18 protein-coding genes are annotated in these 22,542 nt (G+C 62.9%); 4 read left to right on the forward strand and 14 right to left on the reverse strand.

Going from position 1 to position 22,542, the window contains the following annotated elements; genetic code table 11:
* Positions 1-21 precede the first annotated feature (21 nt).
* Genes AC3WOG_RS35245 through AC3WOG_RS35255 form a run of 3 tightly spaced genes read right to left on the reverse strand, consistent with a single transcriptional unit; the run spans position 22 to position 3,627 of the window.
* Positions 22-1,071: an ABC transporter permease gene (locus AC3WOG_RS35245; RefSeq protein WP_492582328.1), complete on the reverse strand. Its 1,050-nt coding sequence runs from the start codon at positions 1,069-1,071 to the stop codon at positions 22-24.
* On the reverse strand, positions 1,061-2,581 hold the full coding sequence (locus tag AC3WOG_RS35250; RefSeq protein ID WP_492582329.1) for a sugar ABC transporter ATP-binding protein: 1,521 nt from the start codon (positions 2,579-2,581) through the stop codon (positions 1,061-1,063). The genes AC3WOG_RS35245 and AC3WOG_RS35250 overlap by 11 nt, the downstream gene beginning before the upstream one ends.
* The gene (locus tag AC3WOG_RS35255; RefSeq protein ID WP_492582330.1) at positions 2,578-3,627 is read right to left on the reverse strand and encodes a sugar ABC transporter substrate-binding protein; all 1,050 of its coding nucleotides are present in this window, start codon (positions 3,625-3,627) and stop codon (positions 2,578-2,580) included. Before AC3WOG_RS35255 ends, AC3WOG_RS35250 begins: the two co-directional genes overlap by 4 nt.
* A 303-nt stretch (positions 3,628-3,930) precedes the next feature.
* Here AC3WOG_RS35255 and AC3WOG_RS35260 point away from each other — a divergent pair, with 303 nt between their 5' ends.
* Together AC3WOG_RS35260 and AC3WOG_RS35265 are read left to right on the forward strand one after the other, a co-directional pair.
* Positions 3,931-4,716 carry an IclR family transcriptional regulator gene (locus AC3WOG_RS35260; RefSeq protein WP_492582556.1) on the forward strand — a complete coding sequence of 262 codons (786 nt, stop codon included), beginning with the start codon at positions 3,931-3,933 and terminating at the stop codon, positions 4,714-4,716.
* Positions 4,717-4,848: 132 nt separating this feature from the next.
* Positions 4,849-5,394, forward strand: coding sequence for a hypothetical protein (locus AC3WOG_RS35265; protein ID WP_492582331.1), 546 nt, complete (start codon positions 4,849-4,851; stop codon positions 5,392-5,394).
* An 81-nt stretch (positions 5,395-5,475) separates the two neighbouring features.
* Here AC3WOG_RS35265 and AC3WOG_RS35270 read toward each other — a convergent pair whose 3' ends face one another.
* A complete protein-coding gene (locus tag AC3WOG_RS35270; RefSeq protein WP_492582332.1) occupies positions 5,476-7,929 on the reverse strand; it encodes a bifunctional acetate--CoA ligase family protein/GNAT family N-acetyltransferase in 2,454 nt (817 codons plus the stop codon).
* Positions 7,930-8,291: 362 nt separating this feature from the next.
* Between AC3WOG_RS35270 and AC3WOG_RS35275 the strand changes: the two genes are divergently transcribed.
* Positions 8,292-9,161 carry a LysR family transcriptional regulator gene (locus AC3WOG_RS35275; RefSeq protein ID WP_492582333.1) on the forward strand — a complete coding sequence of 290 codons (870 nt, stop codon included), beginning with the start codon at positions 8,292-8,294 and terminating at the stop codon, positions 9,159-9,161.
* Positions 9,162-9,280: 119 nt separating this feature from the next.
* Here AC3WOG_RS35275 and AC3WOG_RS35280 read toward each other — a convergent pair whose 3' ends face one another.
* From AC3WOG_RS35280 to AC3WOG_RS35325, 10 genes are all read right to left on the reverse strand, one after another.
* Positions 9,281-10,882, reverse strand: coding sequence for a peptide chain release factor 3 (locus tag AC3WOG_RS35280; RefSeq protein WP_492582334.1), 1,602 nt, complete (start codon positions 10,880-10,882; stop codon positions 9,281-9,283).
* 383 nt (positions 10,883-11,265) lie between these two features.
* Positions 11,266-12,651, reverse strand: a complete 1,386-nt coding sequence (locus AC3WOG_RS35285) for an MFS transporter (protein WP_492582335.1) — start codon at positions 12,649-12,651, stop codon at positions 11,266-11,268.
* 135 nt (positions 12,652-12,786) lie between these two features.
* Positions 12,787-14,226 carry an NAD-dependent succinate-semialdehyde dehydrogenase gene (locus AC3WOG_RS35290; RefSeq protein ID WP_492582336.1) on the reverse strand — a complete coding sequence of 480 codons (1,440 nt, stop codon included), beginning with the start codon at positions 14,224-14,226 and terminating at the stop codon, positions 12,787-12,789.
* Positions 14,223-15,260: an aldo/keto reductase gene (locus tag AC3WOG_RS35295; RefSeq protein ID WP_492582337.1), complete on the reverse strand. Its 1,038-nt coding sequence runs from the start codon at positions 15,258-15,260 to the stop codon at positions 14,223-14,225. Before AC3WOG_RS35295 ends, AC3WOG_RS35290 begins: the two co-directional genes overlap by 4 nt.
* Before the next feature lie 43 nt (positions 15,261-15,303).
* On the reverse strand, positions 15,304-15,828 hold the full coding sequence (gene fae / locus AC3WOG_RS35300; RefSeq protein WP_492582338.1) for a formaldehyde-activating enzyme: 525 nt from the start codon (positions 15,826-15,828) through the stop codon (positions 15,304-15,306).
* A 614-nt stretch (positions 15,829-16,442) separates the two neighbouring features.
* Positions 16,443-16,733: an H-NS histone family protein gene (locus AC3WOG_RS35305; RefSeq protein ID WP_492582339.1), complete on the reverse strand. Its 291-nt coding sequence runs from the start codon at positions 16,731-16,733 to the stop codon at positions 16,443-16,445.
* Positions 16,734-16,866: 133 nt separating this feature from the next.
* On the reverse strand, positions 16,867-18,066 hold the full coding sequence (locus AC3WOG_RS35310) for a serine hydrolase domain-containing protein (RefSeq protein WP_492582340.1): 1,200 nt from the start codon (positions 18,064-18,066) through the stop codon (positions 16,867-16,869).
* A 135-nt stretch (positions 18,067-18,201) separates the two neighbouring features.
* Complete coding sequence (locus AC3WOG_RS35315; RefSeq protein WP_341317234.1) at positions 18,202-18,405, reverse strand: hypothetical protein; 204 nt, start codon at positions 18,403-18,405, stop codon at positions 18,202-18,204.
* Positions 18,406-18,906: 501 nt separating this feature from the next.
* Positions 18,907-19,167 (reverse strand): YgdI/YgdR family lipoprotein, encoded by a 261-nt coding sequence (locus AC3WOG_RS35320; protein WP_492582341.1) that lies wholly within the window; start codon positions 19,165-19,167, stop codon positions 18,907-18,909.
* Positions 19,168-19,243: 76 nt separating this feature from the next.
* Positions 19,244-20,716: a sigma-54 interaction domain-containing protein gene (locus AC3WOG_RS35325; protein ID WP_492582342.1), complete on the reverse strand. Its 1,473-nt coding sequence runs from the start codon at positions 20,714-20,716 to the stop codon at positions 19,244-19,246.
* Between the two features lie 301 nt (positions 20,717-21,017).
* On the opposite strand from AC3WOG_RS35325, the gene AC3WOG_RS35330 reads away from it, so the two are divergent.
* Entirely contained in the window at positions 21,018-22,418 is a 1,401-nt protein-coding gene (locus AC3WOG_RS35330; protein WP_492582343.1) for a GntP family permease, read from the forward strand.
* Positions 22,419-22,542 lie beyond the last annotated feature (124 nt).

Consider the following 22,542-nt stretch of genomic DNA (forward strand, 5'->3'; position numbering starts at 1 on the left):
GTTCTCCGTCATGCGTGCGCATTAGTTTTGGCCTTCGCCGCTGGCGAGGCGCGCGATCATCAGCGAGCCGAGGATGATCGCGCCGTAGATCGCCTGAATCCAGAACGACGGTACTTGTGCGAGCGTCAGCAGGTTCTGCACGACGCCGAGCAGCAGCACGCCGGAGAGCGCGCCGAGCATCGTGCCCTTGCCGCCGTCGAGCGAAATGCCGCCGATCACCGCCGCCGCGAACACCGTGAAAATCATTCCGTTGCCCTGGTTCGCGTTGATCGCGCCGACATAGCCGGTGACGATCAAACCGCCGACCGCCGCGAGCATGCTGCCGAGCACGAATACGCCCCACGTGATGCGCTCGACACGAATCCCCGCCGCGCGCGCCGCTTCCGGATTACCGCCGATCGCGTATAGCGCGCGGCCCAAACGGTGATAGCGCAACACAAATGCTGCAATCGCGAACGCCGCTGCCGCGAGCCAGACCGACAACGGCAAGCCGAGCACGATGGTGGTCGCGAGCGAGAAGAACGACGGCGGCATATCGAACAGCGTGCCGCCTTTGGTGGCGCCGACCAGCATGCCGCGCAACACGATCAGCATGGCCAGCGTGACGATGAATGCATTCAGCCGCAAACGCACCACCAGAAATCCGTTGATGAACCCGATCACCGCGCCGACTACGACGATGGCGAGCAAACCCATCGCTGCGGGCCATTGCATGCCGAAGCCCGCGGACGCCGCCGGCATCACCAGCATCGCGCCGACAGCAGGCGCGATGCCCACCGTCGATTCGAGCGACAAATCGAACTTGCCAGTCAGCACGATCAGCGATTCGGCGAGCACGACAAGCGCCAATGCCGCCGACGCGCCCAGCACGCTGATCAGATTCGCTCGCGTCAGAAAGCTCGGGCTGACAAACGCGCCGATCACGAGCAGCAACGCGAGTGCGGGCAACAACGCCAAATCGCGCAGGCGAGCGAATTCGATCCGCGCGCGTTTTCCGCGGGTGGCCGCCACGGCTGGCTGCGCTTGAACTTGCGTCGTGCCGAATGCGGGGCTGGGCACACTATTCTTCATGGAGACTGACTCCTTCAACGGATGCGATCAGATCGTGGTCCTGCCAACCGGCGGGAAATTCGGCCGCGACGCGGCCACGGAACATGACCAGCACACGGTCACAGGTGCGCAGATCGTCGAGTTCGCCGGACACCACCAGCACGGCTTTGCCTTCTTCGCGCACGCGATCCACAACGGACAGCAACGCTTCCTTCGATTTCACGTCGACGCCGGCGGTCGGGTCGATCAGCACGAGCACGTTGGGATCGGTGGCGAGCGCGCGGGCCATCACCACTTTCTGCTGATTGCCGCCCGAGAGCCCTGAGACGACATGCTCGGGACCTTGCGCGACGATGCCGAGCGCGTCGATCATCTTCTGGCCGAAGGCGTTTTTCTTCGACGGTGGCGCAATGCCGAATTTGCCGAGCAGGCGTGCGATGGTCATCGAGGCGTTTTCGGCGACCGATTGCGTCAGCACCAGGCCTTCGTGATGGCGATCCTTCGGCACGCAGCCGATGCCATGTGCCAATGCCGCGGGTACGTCGCCAGGCGGCAGTGTGGCGCCGTCAACGCGGATTGCGCCGCGTTTCGCCGCACGCAATCCGGCGATCGCTTCCGCCACGCTGGTGCGGCCGCTGCTCGTCGCGCCGGTGAGACCGACGACTTCGCCGCGCTTCACCGTGAACGACACGTCGTCGTAATCGGAGCCGGCCAGTTCTTCGACTTCCAGCGCAATGGCCGTATCGGCAGGCAACGCGTCACGCGCCGCCGCGTCGGCGACTGCGAGGCCGCCACGCTCGCCGGTCATCGCTTCGATCAACCGCTCGCGCGGCAATGCGGAAACCGGCGCGCTGACGATATGCCGCGCGTCGCGCAGCACCGTCACGGCCTGGCAGATCTCATAGACCTCCTGCAGGTGATGCGAGATGAACAGGAACGTCACGCCCTCGCGCTGCAACTCGCCGATACGGCGGAACAGGCGCTTGATTTCATCGCCGTCGAGTTGCGCGGTCGGCTCGTCGAGGATGATGAAACGAGCGCCGTATGACAGCGCCCGCGCGATTTCGACCAGTTGCCGCGCTTCCACTGTCAGATCGCCGGCGCGCGCATCTTCGCGCACGTCGATTTTCCAGTGGTCGAGCAAGGCGCGAGCGTCGCGGCGCATCGCGTTCCAGTCGATCACGCCGTGCCGCGACGGTTGCCGGTTGATGAACAGGTTTTCCGCGACGGTGAGATCGCGGATGATGGTCGAATGTTGATAGACGCAGGCGACGCGTTCGCGCCACGCATCGCGGTCCGCGATCGACGGCGCAGCCGCGCCGCTGAAACGCACCTCGCCGGTATCGGGCTTGCGCAGGCCGGTGAGGATCGACACCAGCGTCGATTTGCCCGCACCGTTGCGCCCGACGAGCGCGTGAGACTCGCCGGGCATCACGCGGATGCTCACGTCGTTCAGCGCGGCCGTGGAGCCGAAGCGTTTGGTGATCTCAAACGCTTCGACGACCGGCACGGATGGCGTGCGCTCGCTCATTTAACCGTGTTTCCCCACAACGCCTTGTCGTCGACATTCGACCTGGTCACGAGCGGCGCGGGCAACTGGTCCTCGAGAACGCCCGGCGCCAACTGGATGATGTTGCTGCCGTGATCGGTCGGACCCGGTTTGAAGGTTTGTCCGGCGAGCGCCGCCTTGATATAGAACAGGCCGTACTTCGCATACGAATCGGCGGGCTGGGAAACGGTGGCGTCGATATCGCCACGGCGGATTGCGTCGAACTCCTGCGGGATGCCGTCGTTGCTGACGATCACGACGTGCTTCGCGTCGCCGGTGGGAAACAGCATCTGCTTGCGGCGCAGCGTTTGCAGCGTCGGTGACAGATAGACGCCGCCCGCCTGCATATAAATACCCTTCACATCAGGGTTCGCGGTCAACAGACTATCGAGCGCGGTGGCCGCCACGTCGCCCTTCCAGCTCGCCGGAATCTCCAGCAGCGACAAACCCGGATAGCCCTTCAAACAGGACCGGAACGCTTCAGACCGGTCGCGCCCGTTCACCGATGCCAGATCGCCCATGATCTGCACGACCTTGCCCGACTTCACATGCTCGCCGATGTACTTGCACGCCTTCTCGCCATACGCGCGATTGTCGGCGCGTACCACCATCGCGACTTTGCCTTGCGTCGGCGCGACGTCGACGGCGACAACCGGCACGTTCCTGGCCGCCGCCGCATCGAGCGCGCGGCTAATCGCCGCCGAATCCAGCGGCCCGACCACGATGCCCCTGGCGCCGAGATTCAGCAGATTGTTCATGTCGGTGATCTGCTGGGCAGGATCGCCGTTGGAGTTGACTGGCGCGAGGATATCGATGCCCATATCCTTCGCGACCTTGGGCAGATAGTTGTTGTACGACTGCCAGAACGGCGAGGTGAGGAGCGGCAGGTCGAGACCGATCTTGCCGGCCTCGGCAGCTTGCGCGGTGCCGGTGACAGCGAGGCCGGCAACGCAAGCTGCCGCCGCTGCGGCAAATAGTGAATTCCTGAAAAAACGGCGAGCCGCGAACGGCCCTTTTGCGAACGACATCGTTGTCTCCTGTGTCGGTCCGGGGTTAGCGCTTTAGCGCTTACTCCGGCCCCATGCGTTGTTGAACTGCGTGATCCGGCCATGTTGGATGACAGGCACTTCGTCCTGCGCTTTCTTATCGTATTGGCGTGCGTTCATTCACCAATGAACGTATTATTCATATACGAACTTTTTGAAGTCAAGAAAAGTGCACTGCACCAAGTGTCGGTGTTTTCCCTGGCCAGGCACAGCCCCGCATGGAATTCACCACGCACTACACTCATGCGCCAGATAATGAGAACTGCCCACGGAACGACATTCAAGATGGATGCGGAAGACAAAGACGACGACCGTTACCGCGCGCCCGCGCTCGACAAAGGCCTCGATATCCTCGAACTGCTCGCCGAGCAGAAAGACGGACTGACGCGCGCCGAAATCACCAAGTTATTGGGACGCAACGCGAGCGAGATGTATCGGATGCTGGAGCGACTGGTCGCGCGGCAGTACGTCGTGCGCTCGGCGGCGGGCGACCGTTATTCGCTGAGTCTGAAGCTGTACGCGCTCGCGCATCGGCACCCGCCGATGAACCGGCTGATTTCCGAAGCGTTACCGCTGATGCAGCGCTTTGCCGATACCGCCGAGCAATCGTGTCACCTCGTGGTGTACGACCGCGGCAATCTGCTCGTGATCGCGCAGGTGGATGGACCGGGCACCTGGGGTATTTCGGTGCGGCTCGGTTCGCGTGTCGGTCTGATCGATACGGGTTCGGGGAGGGTGATGCTGGCTTTCCAAAGCCCGGAGCAGCGCGAGCAGATGCTGGCCGAACACACCAAGGTGAAAGGCGAAGTCACGATCGATCGCGATGCGCTGGAACAGGCGTGTGAACGGACTCGCGCGGCAGGATTCTCGCAGAAGGACAGCCAGCAGACTGTTGGCGTGACGGACGTCACCTTCCCGATCCAAGGACCCTCTGGCCAGGCGATCGCGGCGCTCACGTGCCCGTACTTGCGACGCATCGACGAATACGTTGCGCCGACTTTGGAGGCCGTTACAGCGCTGCTGCGCGAGACGGTGGAGGCGTTGTCGATGTTTCGGGAGAGTGACGTCTAGCGTGGCATTGGCGGAGTGCGAATTTGTGCAGCAGGCCGCTGCACAATCAACCCCATCCGCACATGGTTTAGAATGGCGACCCTCCCAAAAATGACGCCGCATGGGTCCCCTCATGCGCGCCCTCGATAAGCAATGGCGAAACTTCTGACCGATTCCGAATTCCAGCGTTTTTCCGAACTCCAGCAGAAGCAATCGAGCTTCGCGATCACGCCCGACGAAGCCGACGAACTGCGCGACATCGTCGCTCATGCGCAGAAGCGCCGCGACGACCGCGCCGCGGCGATGCAAAGCATCGAGACCTTTATTCAGCAATTCGACATCAGCCCGGACGAGCTGTTTTCGCCCGAGCAGATCGGCGACGCCGCACGCACCTACGGCCTGATTCCGGCGGCGAAGAAAGAGCGCGTGCTGCCGCCGTCGTTCACGTTCAACGGCAAGCCGTATCAATGGACGACGCGCGCGCTGCCGGACGACATTCGCGTGCCGCTGTTCGATGCGTTCAAGGCGGGTGAATCGGTGAAGTCGTTCATCGCCACGCCGAAGGACGCGAACCGTTGCGCGGCGACGATTGCGCGTCTGGAGCGCGAGACCGGTGCGGTCTACGCAGATGCATGGCTGGAAGAACTGGCCGTGACCCGCACGCAAGTCGACGAAGCCGCGGCCAAGCTGCCGGCTTGAGGCCATAAACGTCTCTTGTTTTTCGATCACCGCCTTAGCCGTCTGATCGGCGCGGGCGGTGATGATGCCCCTCTCTCCAGTTCAATTCTTGCTGCGCGCCGCCTCTGCGCTTTCCCGGGCGGTTTCATCCAACGCCATCCTGAAGCCGACCACGCCCGGATCTTCCGTCTGCGTGATGGTGAACCCGCTGGATTTGGCCAGCGCGATCATCGGACCGTTTTCGCGCAACGCCTCGCCGACCAGCCAATGTATGCCGCGCGCCCGCGCGTACGCGATGATCCGGTCCATCAGCAATTGTCCGAGACGCCGGCCCTTCTGGTCCGAGCGAACCGCAACGGCGAATTCGGCCGTTTCGTTATCGGGATCGGCCACTGCCCGCACCACGCCCAGCGTCCGCGTAAAGCCCTCTTCGCTTGTCACCGTCGCAATCAGCGCCATTTCGCGGTCGTAGTCGATTTGCGTCATCCGCGCGAGCTGCGAGTGGTCGAAGCTGCCGACCGCGCCGAAGAACCGCAGGCGTAAATCTTCGGGCGTCATCGCTTCGACGAAATCGTGATGCGCGGCTTCGTCTTCCGGCCGGATCGGCCGCACCGTGATGCGCACGCCGTGCCAGTCGAGCGTCTCTTCAAAGCGGCGCGGATACGGGACGATCGCGAGCCGGCTGCGCGTCGATGCAATGCTCAGGGTCGGCTCGACGACCACCACGTGGTCGCTGAACACCCGCAGCGTCAGCGTGAGGCCGACGATCTCCTTGACGTCGCACACCGCCTGCGACAACGCCGTCAATGCGGCCAATGCCGGCTCTGGTTCGACCAGACGCGCATAACGCGAACGTGCGACGATGTCGCGCGCGAGGATCGGATTGAGCGGCGGCAAACCGTAGACCCGCAGTGGCTCGGATACGCCATCCGCCGACGGTGCGGTAAAGCGGAAAACGGGGCCGAAGTTGTCGTCGTCGTGAAGCTCGACGGCCAGGTCGACGACCGGTTTTTTGGCCTGCGTGACGGCTAGTTCCGCGCAGGGGTCGGCTGGCTGTTCCACGCGCTCTTCCGCCTGTCCTTCCGCATGCTGCTCGACACGCAGTCCGAAGCGCTCAAGCACGCGCACCGCCGCTTCCCCGGTTAGTTGGTGCTCACCTGACGCGATGGCGGCGCGCGCCTGCGCCTGAGCCGCGTCGATCGCTTCGGGAATCTGCGCCGGCAATCCTTCCGGCGTTTGCATCAGTAATTCGCGGCCCATCCGGTAATCGACCAACCGCGCGAAAGCACGCGCGAGCCGCTGTGGCGTCGTATGAACCGGAATGCCTTGTGCATGCAGCGCGTCGCGCGTGGCCGCATCCACGCCGCCGAAAAAACACGCAAGCAATCCGCGATAGGCGAAGCGCTGATTCGCGATCAACGCCTGCGCGACCTCGCCGACCGGCGCGCCATGTGTCGACGCGTGAACCACGAACGCCGTGCCCGTGCTGCGATGCTCGGCGAGTATCTTGAGCGCGCTGCCGAAATGCTCGGGACGGGCGTCGTCGCCGAGTTGCAGCGGGTTGCCCGCCACCGCGTATGGCAGTGCTTCAGCGAGCGCCGCGTCGGCTTCGGCGGGCCACGGCGCGAGCGTGTCGCCGGCTGCCACAAAAGCGTCGCAGGCGAGCGTGGCGAGGCCGCGGTCGCTGGTGATCAGCGTCGCCGTTGCGCCCGCCGCGACGCGGCCCACACCGAGGGTTTCGATTTCGTCGAGCAGATCGTCGAGCGCATCCACGCGCACCATGCCCGCGCGACGGAATGCAGCGGTGTACAGCGCGTCGGCGGGATCGGCGCGGCCCGAGCGCAACGCCAGCACCGGCTTGTTGCGCGCTGCCGCGCGAGCCGCCGACATGAACTTACGCGCCGCGCGTACCGTATCCAGTTCGAGCAGGATGGCGCGCGTGCCGGAATCGCTCGCCAGGTAATCGAGCACGTCGCCGGCATCCACGTCGGCCTCGCCGCCCAGCGCCACCGCGTGCGAAAAACCGAGTCCGCGCGCGTGCGCCCAGCCGAGCACGGCGTTGGTCAGCGCATTCGACTGCGAGACCCACGCGACGCCGCCCGCCTTCACCGTGCATGACGGCGCGCCGAAATGCGCGCGCAGTGCCGGCGACACCACGCCGAGGCTGCCAGGCCCGACGATACGCAGCAGATGCGGGCGCGCCGCCGACAGCGCGTGCCGCAGCGCGAGCCGGTCGTCATCGGTTCGTACTTCGCCGACGATGATCGCCGCGCGCGTGCCCATACCGCCAAGCCTATGGATGATGCCAGGCCAGGTATCGGGCGGCGTGCAGATCAGCGCGACGGTAGGCGCTTGCGGCAGATCGCCGGCATCGCTGATCGCCGCTCGGCCGCCGAGCGTGTCGTATTTCGGATTGACCGGCCAGATGGGGCCGCCGAAGCCGCCTTCCAGCACGCGCGCCCACACCATCGCGCCGGTGCTGCCCGGTCGCTCGGAAGCGCCGATCACGGCGACGGATTCAGGTCGGAACAAGGCGTCGAGGTTACGAACGGTCACGGGCGCTCCGCAGATTGAAAAGGGCGCGCCGGCGGCGAGGCGCGTGTCTTCGTCAGAATAGGCGAAGTCGGGGGCTTGCGCGGTGCTTCTGAATGGGTAGCGCGATGCGCGCGAAATTCCGCTTGATCCGTGCCAACGTGCATCGGAATTTTTTTAGCGCACTTAAGCAAAATATCGAGCCGAAATGCGACAATCCTTAACAAGCTGCACGGCGCCTTTGCTTTAGAAGCGCCGGCTGATCATTGCCTGATGGCGCGTCGGAGACAACGCGCAGCCAGCGACGCGGCACGAACATAAATTCTGCGGTCCTGGCACGACACCTACAGCCGGCACCGGATGATCAAAGAGACGGAAGGTGATTTATGCGGCGCTTGCCATCGCTGATCGCGTTGCGCGTCTTCGAAGAGACCGCCCGCCATATGAGCTTCAATCGCGCCGCTACCGCATTGTGCGTGACGCAAGGCGCGGTGAGCCGGCAGATCAAGCTGCTCGAAGAATCGCTCGGCGCGAAACTGTTCGAGCGCGATCACAAGGGCATCCGTTTGACGCCGGCCGGTGTGCAATTCCTGCCCTGCCTCTCGGACGCTTTCGATACGATCGAACGCGGCTTTCGTCAGATCACCGCGGCCAAAGGCCGGCGGCGTCTTGTCGTCGCCGTGCCGCCGACCTTCGCGACACAGTGGTTCTCGCCGCGGCTCGGATCGCTGGGGGACGAATTGCCCGATGTCGAACTGTCCGTTCGCACCTCGCCCACGGAAGACTGTCACTGCAACATCCGCTTCGGCCGTGACGCGCTGGCGGGTGCACATTCCGAATTGCTGATGACCGAGCGCCACGTACTGGTCGGCGCACCACGTCTGCTCAGCGAACCACTCGACATGCTGCTCGAGCATATGCCCGCGCTACACGTGCTGCATAACGATGCCCGCCTGGACCTGTGGCCGAACTGGCTGGCGAAGGCGGGCCTGCCCGCACGCTATGCGGAAAACGGCATCGAGTTCTCGACACTGGAGCAAGCGATCCGCGCCGCGCGTAAAGGCGCGGGGCTCGCGGTGGTCGATCGGAACATGATCGTCGAGGAACTGGCGGACGGGAGTCTGGCGCGGTTCGCCGATATCGAAGTGGCAGGCCCCTTCGGCTACTGGCTCGACGTGGCGCAACGCCACGCGGCGCTTGAGCATGTGCAAGCGTTTGCCGGCTGGATGCGGGAAGAGGTTTTGAAGATGGAGTGAGGTGGCGCACTGCACTGCGCGGCGAGCAGCAACGCAGGGTCGAAAAAAAGCCGCGTTTTCGGCGCGGCTTTTTTATTCGTCTAACGACGCAAGCACCAGGCGCTCGCGGCAGAACGCAGTTACATCGCCTTCTTGAACGGCGCGCCCGAGTGCTCACGCAATTCGTTAAAGACAATCTTCGGCCAGGCCTTCTGCGCGACTTCGATCTCCGACACGTGCGACGCCAGATACGTCGGTGCATCCGACGCATCCAGCGCGATCCGCGCGGCGTACGAATCGGTGAAACGGCGCAATTCGGCCGCATCGTCGCACGTCACCCAGCGCGACATCCGATAGCGCGCCGGCGCCATCCGCACGTCGACCTTGTATTCCGTCGACAAGCGGTGCGACACCACTTCGAACTGCAGTTGGCCCACCGCGCCAAGAATCATCAAGCCGCCGACTTCCGGACGGAACACCTGAATCGCGCCTTCTTCGCCGAGCTGCTTCAGCGCTTCGCCGAGTTGCTTGGCGCGCATCGGGTCCACCACTTCGACCGTCTGGAAAATTTCCGGCGCGAAGAACGGCAAGCCGACGAACTGCAACTGCTCGCCTTCGGTCAGCGTATCGCCGAGGCTCAGCGTGCCGTGATTCGGGATACCGATGATGTCGCCCGGATACGCCTCGCTGACCGTCTCACGACGCTGCGAAAGGAACGTCACCACGTTATTCGCGCGGAACGTCTTGTTCGTGCGCGTCACCTTCACCGCCATGCCGCGTTCGAAATGCCCCGAACACACGCGAATGAACGCCACGCGGTCGCGGTGCGCGAGGTCCATATTCGCCTGCACCTTGAACACGACCCCGGTGAACTTCGGCTCGTCCGGCATCACCGGACGTTGCACGGTCATGCGCATCGACGGCGGCGGCGCCAGATCGACCAGCGCGTCGAGAATTTCCTTCACGCCGAAGTTATTGATCGCCGAGCCGAACAGCACCGGCGATTGCTGACCCGCAAGGAACTGCTCGCGATCGAAATCCGGCGACGCGCCGGTGATCAGGTCAATTTCTTCTTTCGCCTTGACCCAGCTATGGCCGAAGCGGCGTTCGCCTTCTTCGTCGCTGAGCGCTTGCAGCGTTTCGACGTCGCCGCCCGCCTTATCCTGCCCGGCGCGGAACAGGCGCACCTGATCGCGCTGGATGTCGTAGACGCCCTGGAATTCCTTGCCCATGCCGATCGGCCACGTGAACGGCACGGCGGCGACGCCCAGATGCTGCTCGATTTCATCGAGCAGTTCGAGCGGTTCGCGCACTTCGCGGTCGAGCTTGTTGATGAAGGTGACGATCGGCGTCTTGCGGCTGCGGCAGACTTCGAGCAGCTTCAGCGTTTGCGCTTCGACGCCGTTCGCCCCGTCGATCACCATCACGGCGGCGTCGACCGCGGTCAGCACACGGTAGGTATCTTCGGAGAAGTCTTCGTGGCCCGGGGTATCGAGCAGGTTGATGACGGCGTCGCCGTACTCGAACTGCATGACCGAACTGGCAACGGAAATGCCGCGCTGCTTTTCGATCTCCATCCAGTCCGAGGTCGCGTAGCGATTGCTCTTGCGGCCCTTCACGGTACCGGCGATCTGAATCGCGCCCGAGAACAGCAGCAGCTTTTCAGTGAGCGTGGTTTTGCCCGCGTCCGGGTGGGAAATGACCGCGAACGTGCGGCGGCGTTTGAGTTCGGAGACTGACATCGGGTCTGGCGGTCACGGATAGAGGTTCAGGCGGTCTTCAGAAGCTTGTGGCCTCCGGTCTGCCATGTCTGGCGCGGCGGCGCCGAACTGCGGGAGCCGGTCCGGGACCCGCTTCACGCGGCAAGTCCGCCGCGTCGTAAACAGGTTACGACCGAGCGTTTGAAAATACGGGAATTGCCGGCACAGAACAGCGCAGGGAACGAATGATACACGTCATGGGGGTGGACGTAGGGAAATGGGGTTTGGGGCCACATGAGCAATCGGCGATTGAGACTTTCCCGAAAGTTGTCCAGGGTCACGTCACCCGGCTCTCGCACGGTAAATAGAAACCCCGCCGCATCGTTGCCGGTGCGGCGGGGTTTCTAAACAGCGCTAACCGCGGGCTATGCGCCGCTGGCTTCGTTCAACGTCAGATGCTTCGTCTCCGGCGCCCACGCAATCGACACCACCATGCCGATCAGCAGGACGACGGCAAGCACCATCATCGTCGCGTGGAAACCCAGGTGGACGATGCCGAGCGGCAACAAAAACGTACCGACCGCCGAACCGAGACGGCTGCACGCAATCGCCAGCCCGACACCGCACGCGCGCACCTCGGTCGGAAAACACTCCGGTGGAAACACACCAACAAGGTTCGAGAACGCGGACATCGCCAGCGTGAAGATCGCGAATGCGACGATCATCGCGAGCGTTGCAGACTCCGGCAGCAAGCTCAACGCAATCAGCGACATGCATGTCACCGCGAACGAGCCGATCAGAAACGCGCGGCGCGATAACTTAATGGTGAGCCAGATGCCGATCAGCGCGCCAAGCACGAGGAAGCCGTTCAACAGAAAATCCGCGCCCGAACCGTCGTCCAGGTGGATCGCTTTAAGAATGGTCGGCAGAAACGTGTAGATCGCGAAATAGGGAATCACGAGGCACACAAAGAACGCGCAGTTGAAGATCGTTCTGCGGATCAGATCTTTCCTGAACAGACGCATGAAGCCGCCATGCGTTTGCGCATGTTCATCGCCGCCGCCGTCGAGCGTCACGTTGGGACCGAAGTGTTTGAGAACGATCGCTTTGGCTTCGGCCACACGTCCGTTGCCATGCAGCCAACGCGGCGATTCGGGCGTGCCCATACGCAAAATCAACACGATCAGCGCGGGAATGCCGGCCGACGCAAGCAGCCACCGCCACGCATCGGGCGACGCGTCGGCATACTGCATGCCGAGCACGTTAGCCACCACATAGCCGATGGTCCACACCACGCTGAACGAGCCGAGCAAGGTGCCGCGATGCTTGCGCGGCGAGAACTCGGCGAGGATCGCATGTCCGACCCCGAAATCGCCGCCCATGCCGAAGCCGATCAACACCCGCAGCAGACACAACTCGAACGGCGAACTCACGTAGAACTGCGCAAACGCCGCCGCGGTGATGACGAGAAAGCTCAACAGAAAGATTTTCTGTCGTCCCAGCCGATCCGACAGCCAGCCGAACACGAGGCTGCCGACAAAGATGCCCATCAGCGCGGAACTTCCGATCATGCCCATCCAGAATGCGTCGAGCGGCATCTGGCGATTCAGCGAGGCGAGCGCGTAGCCGATCGTACCGAGCGCAAAACCTTCGGTAAAGTGAGCACCGAACGTCAGGCCGGCGATCTTGACGTGGAACGCGTTCAGCGGAACGTCGTCGAGAGGAATGGGGCCGTGCGCGGCTGCAGCAGCGGCGGGCGGCAAAGTGGGGGCGAGGCCGAGAGTGGCGGCCTGGATTTCCTGATTGCTCACGCAGTCTCCTTCGTTGTGTGGGCCGCTGTCGCGTGGCCGGTGCATGACCGGCTTCAGATACGCAGGGCTGCATCGTCCGCCTCTCGCACGTGCGGCTCGAAGCGGACGCGTAAACGCTCGATGCAAGGGCGAGGGCTAGCGTCCGAGGCCGCCCATCATCATGTACTTCAGTTCTGTGTATTCATCGAGCCCGTACTTCGAGCCTTCGCGACCAAGGCCCGACTGCTTGACGCCACCGAACGGCGCGACTTCTGTCGACAAAATACCCTCGTTGATGCCGACCATGCCGCTCTCAAGCGCTTCGCCGACACGCCATGCGCGAGCAAGATCGCGCGTGTAGAAATACGCGGAGAGGCCGAACGGTGTGTCGTTGGCCGCAGCAATGGCTTCGTCTTCAGTCTTGAAACGAAAACACGCCGCTACCGGGCCGAAAGTTTCTTCCGCAGCAATCAGCATCGACTTTGATGCGTCGATCAGCACGGTCGGCTCATAGAACGTGCCGCCGAGCGCGTGCGGTTTGCCGCCCGTCAAAACCTTCGCGCCTTTTTGCAACGCGTCGGCGACGTGCGCTTCCACCTTCCTCAGCGCCGCCTGGTTGATCAGCGGACCTTGCTCAACCTCGCCTTGTAGCGCGTTACCGACACGCATTTTCCGCACGGCTTGTGTCAGCGCCCGCGTGAATGCATCGTAGATGCCGTCCTGCACGTAGAAGCGATTCACGCACACGCAGGTCTGTCCGGTGTTGCGGAATTTCGAGGCCATCGCGCCTTGCACGGCCGCGTCGATATCCGCATCGTCGAATACGATGAACGGTGCATTGCCGCCTAGTTCAAGCGACAGCTTCTTCAACGTATCCGCCGACTGCTTCGCGAGCAGTTTGCCGACGCGCGTCGAGCCGGTGAACGACAGCTTGCGCACCACCTCCGATTCGGTCAGCACGCCGCCGATCGCCACCGCATCGCCGGAGACGATGTTGAACACGCCTGCTGGAATGCCGGCCATCCCCGCCAGCACCGCCAATGCCAAGGCGGACAACGGCGTTTCTTCGGAAGGCTTGAGCACCATCGCGCAGCCTGCCGCGAGCGCCGGGCCGGCCTTGCGCGTGATCATCGCGAGCGGGAAATTCCACGGCGTGATCGCCGCGACCACGCCGACCGGTTCGCGCGTCACGATGATCTTCGCGTTCGGATTCGGGCTCGGGATCACGTCGCCATAACTGCGCTTGGCTTCCTCGGCAAACCATTCGAAGAAGCTCGCTGCATAGCCGACTTCGCCGCGCGCTTCGGCAAGCGGCTTGCCTTGCTCGAGCGTCAGCAATTCGGCGAGCGACTCGCGGTTCTCGAGCATCAACTCGCCCCAGCGTCTGACGCGCGCGCCACGCTCCTTGGCTGTTAACGAGCGCCATGCCGGAAAGGCCCGCTCCGCCGCGGCGACGGCTTGCGTCGTTTCCGCCGCGCCGCCTCTCGCGACCTGGGCAATGACCTCGCCCGTTGCAGGATTCAGAACGGCATAGGTGCTCGCGCTTTCGTACCACTCGCCGCCAATGTAATGTCCGGTTCGAAGAAATTCGTTCATGCTGCCTTCTCCAGGTTCTCGACGAACACGCGTTGCGCAAGCCGCGCTTCGCGGGCGATGCGCTTACCCGCGGTGTAGTCGTTGATCAGATCGCACGGTGTGTAGTTGCGTTCGAGTTCGAAGAGCTCGTCGGCTGAGAGCTTCGTGCCGAGCGCGGCCAGCGCGCTGTCGAATTGCGCCGGTGTATCCGCGCCGACCAGCATGCTGGCGACGCCGCCATGGTTCAGCACCCACGCTTGCGCGATCTGCGCAGCCGACACACCACGCCGCGCCGCCACGCGCGCCACCGATGCCGCAATTTCACGCGACACCGTATCGCCGTACATTTGCGCGGTGAAGAAATCGGTCTGGTTGCGCGTCGAGTTCGGCTCGCAGGACAGCAGGCCGCGAGCAAGCGGACTGAATACCGACACGCCCACACCCTGATCCTGGCAGTACGGAATCATTTCGCGCTCTTCCTCGCGGTACGCGAGGTTCAACTGCAACTGCATGTTGATCGGCTTGTGCCAGCCGTTGCGCTCGCACACTTGCATGATCTTGGCGAACTGCCACGTGTACATCGTCGATACGCCGATGTAGCGAGCCTTGCCCGCGCACACGATATCGTTCAGCGCACCCATGGTTTCTTCGACGGGCGTATTCACATCGAAGAAATGCAGCATGTAGATGTCGACGTAATCCATACCGAGGCGCGTCAGCGATGCATCGATGGCATCCATGACGTGCTTGCGCGAATGGCCGCCGGCGTTCTGATACGCGCCCATCTCGTAACCGACCTTGGTCGTCACGACGATTCCCTCGCGGCGCGCGATGCGCTTCAAAATGCGGCCCACTACTTCTTCACCGACGCCGGTCGAATAGAAGTCAGCGAGGTCGATGAAATTAACACCGGCGTCCAGCGCGTGGCGCACGATCGGCTCGCTTCGCGCTTCGTCGAAAATCCACGGCTTCCATTGCGGCGTGCCCATGTTCATCGTGCCGAGGCACAGACGAGAAACCTTCAGACCGGATTGGCCGAGGCGAATGTATTCCATAGCGTTGTCTCCTTCCTGATAGCGCACGATGCGCTTGCACGTCTTAGCGTTGGTTGGGCGTATAGAACGGGTTCGACACATCGCGCGAGGCGGCGAACACTTCATCGCGATGCGGCAAACCCTTCATTGCCGCGAGGATCGCGTTCTTGCACGCGCGGTAGTTGTTCTCGAATACCGCGTCGAGATCGTCGGTTTTCGGGTTGACCCAATTCGCCGACACCACCACCCAATCGTTTTCCGCTTCGGGCGGCAGCGTGCCGTTTTCCAGCGACTCGGCCACCGCCTTCGCGATGCCGGCTTGCGAGGCGCCCCACGTCGCGTTGCCGTGGAAGTCGCCGTCGATCTGCGCCTTGTTCACATACAACGTCAGCGGCTTGGTCGGCACACCCGGCCGTGCGATCACGACAAACGGCGCATGACCAGCGGAAGGCGTCGCCAACGCAGTGGCGAAGGCCTGCCCTGCCGGCCCATTGCGCGGACCGACCAATACGTTGATATGCGCGAGGTTGACGCCCGGGCCGTCGAATCCTTCGCCGATAAAGAGTTGTTTGTCCGTCGATACGCTCATGGTCTTTCCGTCGAGGTTGAGTGGATGACCAATTGTGCTGTTCGGCATCCGCGACCATGTATCGACGAGTTTTGATACGGGGTATGAGGCGAACTCAACTCCGGGTTTGTCCCGAGCGGATCGATCGGAACACACGGAAGAGTGCAACGGGCGCAAAGGTGAGGGTTTTCGGGACCCGCGATTGCCGACATCGAATCGCGGCCAAAGGTGACCACGCCGAACGTTGCTCACGCACCGGCAATGCGCAAGTTCAGCAGGTCGCCAATGTCCATCGAAGACGCGCCTCAACAAGCAATGGACAGCGGGCACGATGCTTCGCAAAGCTCGGAAACGCCTGCCACCAAAGGCCGACGCGGGTTATGCGGAAGATTCAGGTATGGCTGCGATCAGCGCGATCGATCGCTTGCGCGAGGTGCGCAAAACGCCGACGCCAGGTTCACCGAACAAACCAGGCCCGACGCAAGGTGCACGGAAAAATCCATGCATCGCGACCCAGGTTCACGTGAAAGGTGAGCGTTTTCGGGACCACTGCTGCGGTGCGAAAAAAAGTACGCACCGGTTCACTTTGGAGAAACCACCGCATTGCGAGCGAACCCGCCATGCAGTGCGGGACTTCAGGCTTCGATCAGAAAACGCTCGCGATTCTTGCCCGCCAGCCAGTTGGGCGAGCGGCCACGACCACTCCACGTCTCGCCGGTTTTCGGGTTGCGATACTTGGCCACCGAGGCCGATTTGCGCCCCGCCGCACGCTTGCTTGAAAAGCCCAGTTCTTCCGCGGTCAAGTCGTATTCGGCGACCTTTTGCTTGATGTCGGCGATCGCCTGTGCGACTTCCTTCTCACGCGCCAGCGCGACTTCTTTGTGGAGTTTTTCGAGCTGGGCAGTCAACTGCTTGTACGAGGCCATGACAGTGCTCCGATCGGTTTGACTAACTGCAGTGTGACCCTATCAGACGAAAAAAGCACCGGATAGAGCGGCCCGCGCAAGGAGACCCGCTGCCCCTACCCATCAAGGCCGCGGGCTGGAGGAACCGGCACACTCAATCGTCAATTGCATCGTATACGCGCCGCTCGAAATCGACTGACATCGGGAACGGTTCGACTGCGCGGCGCTGGATCAGCATCAGGCCGATCAGGTTTTCCACCGGATCGGCGAACCAGCTGGTGCCATACGCGCCAGGCCAGCCGAACGAACCCATCGAGCGATAACCGAGCGGCAACTGCTGCGCCGGATCGTCGACGATGGACAGCCCGAGTCCAAATCCCTGGCCGGCCCATAGCACATGCCCGAACGCCGGCAGGCGGCGCTGGTCCCGGCTGAGAAAATTCGAGCGCATCAGATCGACCGAACGATGCGACAGCAAACGCGTAGCACCGACACGTCCACGCCCGAGGAGCAGTTGCGCAAACTGCAAGTAGTCTTGCGCCGTCGAAACGAGCCCGCCGCCGCCGCTCTGAAATCGTGCGGGATTCGCCCAACGGCTCGCCGTCGGATGATCCTCGACCACGCGCTGCCGCGTGCCCTGCTCGACGCCGTAAGCCGTGGCGAGCCGCGCAAGCTGCGCGTCGGGTACCCAGAAAGCCGTATCGCGCATGCCGAGCGGTTCGAAGATCCGAGTCCGGAAGAACTCGCCGAGCGACATTCCGCTGACACGCTCGATCAACACGCCGAGTACGTCGGTTGCGATGCCGTAATGCCAGCGCGAGCCAGGCTGGAACATCAGCGGCAAGCCGGCGATGCGAGCCAGCCAGGCATTGGCGTCCGCCCGTGCTTCAAGACCGTTGAAAGCCGCCGCGTACGCTTCGGCAAGCGGCCCGGTGGCAGTGAAGTGATAGGCGAAGCCGGCGCGATGCGTCAGCAGATCGAGCACGGTAAGCGGCGCTCGGGCTGCATCGGTTTCGTCGAGCGGGCCCGCCGGGTCGCGCAGTACGCGTGGCGCGGCTAGCTCCGGCAGCCACAGTGAGATCGGCGTGTCGAGTGCAAGCCGGTCTTCTTCGATCAGCATCAGGATTGCCGCGCTGGTGACCGGCTTGGTCATCGACGCGATGCGAAACAGTGTGTCACGCTCCATCGGCAACTGTCCGGCTTCGTCGCGCCAGCCGAGCGGCTGGAAGTAGCCGATTTCGCCGCGCCGCCAGACCAGCGAAACGACACCCGCCACCTCGCCCCGATCCATGTAGCCTTGCATGGCGTTCGTGAGCGCCGTCAGCCGAGCCGCTGAAAATCCCGCTGGATGCATGATCGTCCTGAATGGGTGGATGTGGGTTCGTCTGGCACGCCGTTTTGCGTTGGCGCGCCATGTTCCGTTATTTTGCGAAAAATGTTACCCGATCAGAGCCCGCATGCGGTCATCCACTACCATTACCGCTCGCGGTCAGGCTTTCTGTCGTGCCTCCAATGCCAGCAGCGCAGCATTGAGCCGTTTCACGCGGGAAGCCTGCGCCGGCACCAGCGCCGCGCCAGACACCGAATCGATCCGGTTGCGCCAATATGACAGCGGGATGCGATCTTCGGCGGAAATGTGCGAGATGACGTGCTCAAGATGTTCAATATCTTTTTCGAGTTGGTGGTGATTCATTTCTTTCCCCGGAAAGCCAAATCAAAAAATTGCTTAGCATAAAACGTGCCGCAATCGAGCCACAGTATTGTTCGAGACGGAAAATCTTTCTTAACCACTCATTCTGCCGACCCCAATCGGCAAACATGCGTATCGCATTAATCTGCAAGTCGCCAGGACGAGGATACTGCGACTAATATTCGCGTTCCGTTAGATGCCGCACCGACTTGGCTTTTCGAAAAACCCGAGTGCCTTCAATTCTGGCGGGGGCGGCGAAAGAAATAATGCGAAAGCGTTCATTAAAATCCGTTGCGCATCACAGACCATCAGCCAATACGCATTAGATACAGATTTTTATGACGACAATGTGCTTATCGACAGACACCGGCCGGCTGAATGGCTCAGGTCGAGCTTAAGTCGGCGCACACCAGAATGGAGACGCCCGCCGTCGCGGGCCGACTGGCGTGCTCTAAATAGAGGAAGGGGTAACCCAAACCGCGCCAGCCGCGGGCTGGCGCGTTGTTATTTCGCCCGGCAGGCGTAAATCAGGCTGAGCGTGCCGCTGTCGGTGGACTGGCGCACCACGTCGAAAGCGCTGCCGCAACTCGCGCGCGCCTGTTGCACGCAGGAGTCGGAGCCAGCCGGGCATTGGACCAGTATAGTGGCGCGGCCGTCCGGGAGAAACAGCGGCGCGCTGCTGCTGCAACCGCTCAGCACGGCGATTCCGGCGACGGCCAGCGCCGCGCAAGCCCGGCGCGCAAAAGAGGAAAGACTGCGTTTCATTGAAACCCCGATCGCTTCTTGTTTTTCAATCACGCGATTGTGCCACGCGCGAATTGCGCCGCGTCAGTCGATGTCTTCACACCTCGATGCCGTAAGCCGCGATCTTCTTGTAAAGCGTCGCGCGGCCCATGCCGATCTGCGCCGCCGTCTCGATCACGCGCCCGCCATTGGCGTGCAATGCGTCGCTCAGGAAGCGTTTCTCGAACGCCGCCATGGCATCGCTCCACAATGGCCGTTCGGGCGCAGCGGCCGTTTCAGCCGAGGCACGCGCCCCAGTCGTCATATCGAGCTCGCGCGGCCGGCGCGAGGCCGCATGCAGCGGACCGATGAACGGCGCCAACGCGCGCGCGTCGATGCGCTCGCTATCGGACAGCATCACGGCGCGCTCCAGCGTATTGCGCAATTCCCGCACATTGCCGGGCCATCCGTACGAACACAGCAGCCGCAATGCGTCGTCCTGCAATTCGTAGTGACTGACGCCGCGCGCTTGCGTCGACAGATCCTCGAGCATCGCGTAGGCAAGCGCTTCGATATCGGACAGACGCTCGCGCAACGCCGGCGCCTGGATCGTCAGCACGTTCAGACGGTAGAACAGGTCCGCGCGAAAGCGCCCGGCCGCGACCAGCGCCGGCAAATCGGCCGAGGTCGCGGCAATGATCCGCACGTCCGCACGCACGATCCGGTTGGAGCCGAGCGGTTCGAACTCCTTGTCCTGCAGCACACGCAGCAGCTTGCCTTGCAAGGGCAGCGGCATGTCGCCGATTTCGTCGAGAAACAGCGTGCCGCCATTCGCGAGTTCGAACTTGCCGACGCGGCCCTTGCGATCGGCGCCGGTGTACGCGCCGGGCGCCGCGCCGAAGAATTCGACTTCGAGCAAGGTATCGGGAATCGCCGCGACGTTGACGGTGACGAGCGGCTGATTCGCCCGCGCCGATCCGGCGTGGATCGCGTGCGCCAGCAGTTCCTTGCCAGTGCCGGTTTCGCCGAGCAGAAGCACCGGCGAGTCGACCTGCGCCGCCCGGCGCGCCTGGCGCTTCACTTCGAGACTGGCCGCGCTGGTGCCGACAAAACTGCCGAATGTGTATTTGGCCCGCCGCGCCTGCGCCAGCGACTGACGCGTCGCAATCAACTCCTCCTGCACCCGCGAATAGTGGGAAAAGATCGGGGTCAGCGCTTTCAGTTCATCGAACAACGCGAAGCCGACCGCGCCGACCGTTTCGCCCGCATCGTCTTTCAGCGGCAGCCGCGTGACGACGAGCGGCTCGCGGTCCGTTTCGAGGATGTCGAGCAAAATCGGCTTGCCGGTCTTCACGACCTCGCGCATCAGGCTGTTGGGAATCACCGCTTCGCAGTCGCGGCCGATGGCCTGCTGCGGATCCGAAAAGCCGAAACGCGCCGCATAGCGCTTGTTGATCCACACGACGCGTGCGTCGGCATCGACAATGAAAGTGCCTTCGCTGAAATTTTCGAAAGTACGGAAGAGCGAGTCCATCGCCCGGCGCAGCACGTCGCCGTAGGTGGCGGGCAGACCCGCCCAGTCGTTCATCATGGTGTCGCTGTCTCCGGCTATCGTTTTATTTGTGCTTGTCTCGTTTGGTAGACAAGCTTATCTCAACAGAGAGATCGCCAGCAATCCCACCACATAAGGAGTTTACCCAGGTCAGCTTATTTTGCGTCCAGCTTTAGAGACGTTTGGGTACAATCGGCCGCATCACGTTTCGAGCTTTGGTCTGCGGAATCGATCAGCGGGCCGCTGTGGTGCGCGTGGCACGAAACCTGCGTTTGCGGGCGCCGGGCCGTCGTACCCTCGGGACGGCGTACACGTAGAACAACCAAGCTTCGGAGACTCAATGTCCTTTGTCATCGTCCTCGCCGCACTGGCGTTTCTGATGTTTGCCGCCTATCGCGGCTACAGCGTCATTCTTTTCGCCCCGATCGCCGCGCTCGGCGCGGTGCTTCTGACCGAACCCGCCGCCGTCGCACCGGTGTTCTCCGGCATCTTCATGGAGAAGATGGTCGGCTTCGTGAAGCTCTACTTCCCGGTGTTTCTGTTGGGCGCGGTGTTTGGCAAGGTCATCGAATTGTCCGGTTTCTCGGAGTCGATCGTGGCCGCGGCGATTCGCTATATCGGCCGCTCGCGCGCCAATGCGGTGATCGTCGCGGTGTGCGCGCTGCTCACCTATGGCGGCGTGTCGCTGTTCGTCGTGGTGTTCGCCGTGTATCCGTTCGCGGCCGAGCTGTACCGCCAGAGCAATATTCCGAAGCGCCTGATGCCTGGCGCGATCGCACTCGGCGCGTTCTCGTTCACGATGGATTCGCTGCCGGGCACGCCGCAGATCCAGAACATCATCCCGACCACGTTCTTCAAGACGACGTCGTGGGCCGCGCCGACGCTCGGCGTGATCGGCTCGCTGTTCATCATCGTGGTTGGGCTGACCTATCTGGAATGGCGCCGCCGTGCCGCAATGGCGACCGGCGAAGGTTACGGTACCGATCTCGTCAACGAACCGGAGCGCGTCGAATCGAAGCAACTGCCGCATCCGCTGCTGGCGGTCGCGCCGCTCATTCTGGTCGGCGTGGCGAACTTCCTGCTGACCCGCTGGATTCCCAATTGGTACGGCGCGTCTTATACGGTCGCACCGGACATCCTGCCGGGCGTCCATGCACCGGTCACGACGACGATCAAGAGCGTGGTTGCAATCTGGGCCGTCGAAGGCGCGTTGCTGCTCGGTGTCGTGATGGTCGTGGTGACGGCGTTCGGCCGCGTGCGCGAGCGTTTTGCGATCGGCACCAAGGCTGCGGTGGCGGGCGCGCTACTGGCCTCGTTGAATACCGCATCGGAGTATGGCTTCGGCGGTGTGATCGCCGCATTGCCCGGCTTTCTGGTGGTCAGCGATGCGTTGAAGAGCATTCCGAATCCACTCGTCAATGCGGCCGTTTCGGTGAGCTCGCTGGCGGGCATTACGGGTTCGGCATCGGGCGGCATGAGTATCGCGCTCGCGGCCATGTCCGACGTGTTCATCAAGGGCGCGGAAGCCGCGCATATCCCGATGGAAGTGTTGCACCGGGTCGTCGCGATGGCGAGCGGCGGCATGGACACGCTGCCGCATAACGGCGCGGTGATCACGCTGCTGGCGGTGACGGGATTGACGCACCGCCAGTCGTATCGCGACATCTTCGCGGTGACGGTAATCAAGACGCTGGCGGTGTTCTTCGTGATCTCGGTGTATTACATGACCGGGTTGGTTTGATTGCCCGATAGGCTGCGGGCGTTGTTGCCGCAAAGCCCGCGGCCAACATTTGCGATGCGGCACGTGAGGTTTGTTTGATGCGCGCCGGGGGCGCGCCATGGTAGTTCCGTCCGTCTGCCTTGCG

The sequence above is a fragment of the Paraburkholderia sp. FW306-02-B genome, from assembly GCF_058782725.1.

Excerpts from the sequence above, each read along its gene's own strand:
- AC3WOG_RS35245 (WP_492582328.1), bottom strand. The coding sequence starts at position 1,071 with ATGAAGAATAGTGTGCCCAGCCCCGCATTCGGCACGACGCAAGTTCAA.
- AC3WOG_RS35250 (WP_492582329.1), bottom strand. The coding sequence starts at position 2,581 with ATGAGCGAGCGCACGCCATCCGTGCCGGTCGTCGAAGCGTTTGAGATC.
- AC3WOG_RS35255 (WP_492582330.1), bottom strand. The coding sequence starts at position 3,627 with ATGTCGTTCGCAAAAGGGCCGTTCGCGGCTCGCCGTTTTTTCAGGAAT.
- AC3WOG_RS35260 (WP_492582556.1), top strand. The coding sequence starts at position 3,931 with ATGGATGCGGAAGACAAAGACGACGACCGTTACCGCGCGCCCGCGCTC.
- AC3WOG_RS35265 (WP_492582331.1), top strand. The coding sequence starts at position 4,849 with ATGGCGAAACTTCTGACCGATTCCGAATTCCAGCGTTTTTCCGAACTC.
- AC3WOG_RS35275 (WP_492582333.1), top strand. The coding sequence starts at position 8,292 with ATGCGGCGCTTGCCATCGCTGATCGCGTTGCGCGTCTTCGAAGAGACC.
- AC3WOG_RS35280 (WP_492582334.1), bottom strand. The coding sequence starts at position 10,882 with ATGTCAGTCTCCGAACTCAAACGCCGCCGCACGTTCGCGGTCATTTCC.
- AC3WOG_RS35290 (WP_492582336.1), bottom strand. The coding sequence starts at position 14,226 with ATGAACGAATTTCTTCGAACCGGACATTACATTGGCGGCGAGTGGTAC.
- AC3WOG_RS35295 (WP_492582337.1), bottom strand. The coding sequence starts at position 15,260 with ATGGAATACATTCGCCTCGGCCAATCCGGTCTGAAGGTTTCTCGTCTG.
- fae (WP_492582338.1), bottom strand. The coding sequence starts at position 15,828 with ATGAGCGTATCGACGGACAAACAACTCTTTATCGGCGAAGGATTCGAC.
- AC3WOG_RS35305 (WP_492582339.1), bottom strand. The coding sequence starts at position 16,733 with ATGGCCTCGTACAAGCAGTTGACTGCCCAGCTCGAAAAACTCCACAAA.
- AC3WOG_RS35310 (WP_492582340.1), bottom strand. The coding sequence starts at position 18,066 with ATGCATCCAGCGGGATTTTCAGCGGCTCGGCTGACGGCGCTCACGAAC.
- AC3WOG_RS35315 (WP_341317234.1), bottom strand. The coding sequence starts at position 18,405 with ATGAATCACCACCAACTCGAAAAAGATATTGAACATCTTGAGCACGTC.
- AC3WOG_RS35320 (WP_492582341.1), bottom strand. The coding sequence starts at position 19,167 with ATGAAACGCAGTCTTTCCTCTTTTGCGCGCCGGGCTTGCGCGGCGCTG.
- AC3WOG_RS35325 (WP_492582342.1), bottom strand. The coding sequence starts at position 20,716 with ATGATGAACGACTGGGCGGGTCTGCCCGCCACCTACGGCGACGTGCTG.
- AC3WOG_RS35330 (WP_492582343.1), top strand. The coding sequence starts at position 21,018 with ATGTCCTTTGTCATCGTCCTCGCCGCACTGGCGTTTCTGATGTTTGCC.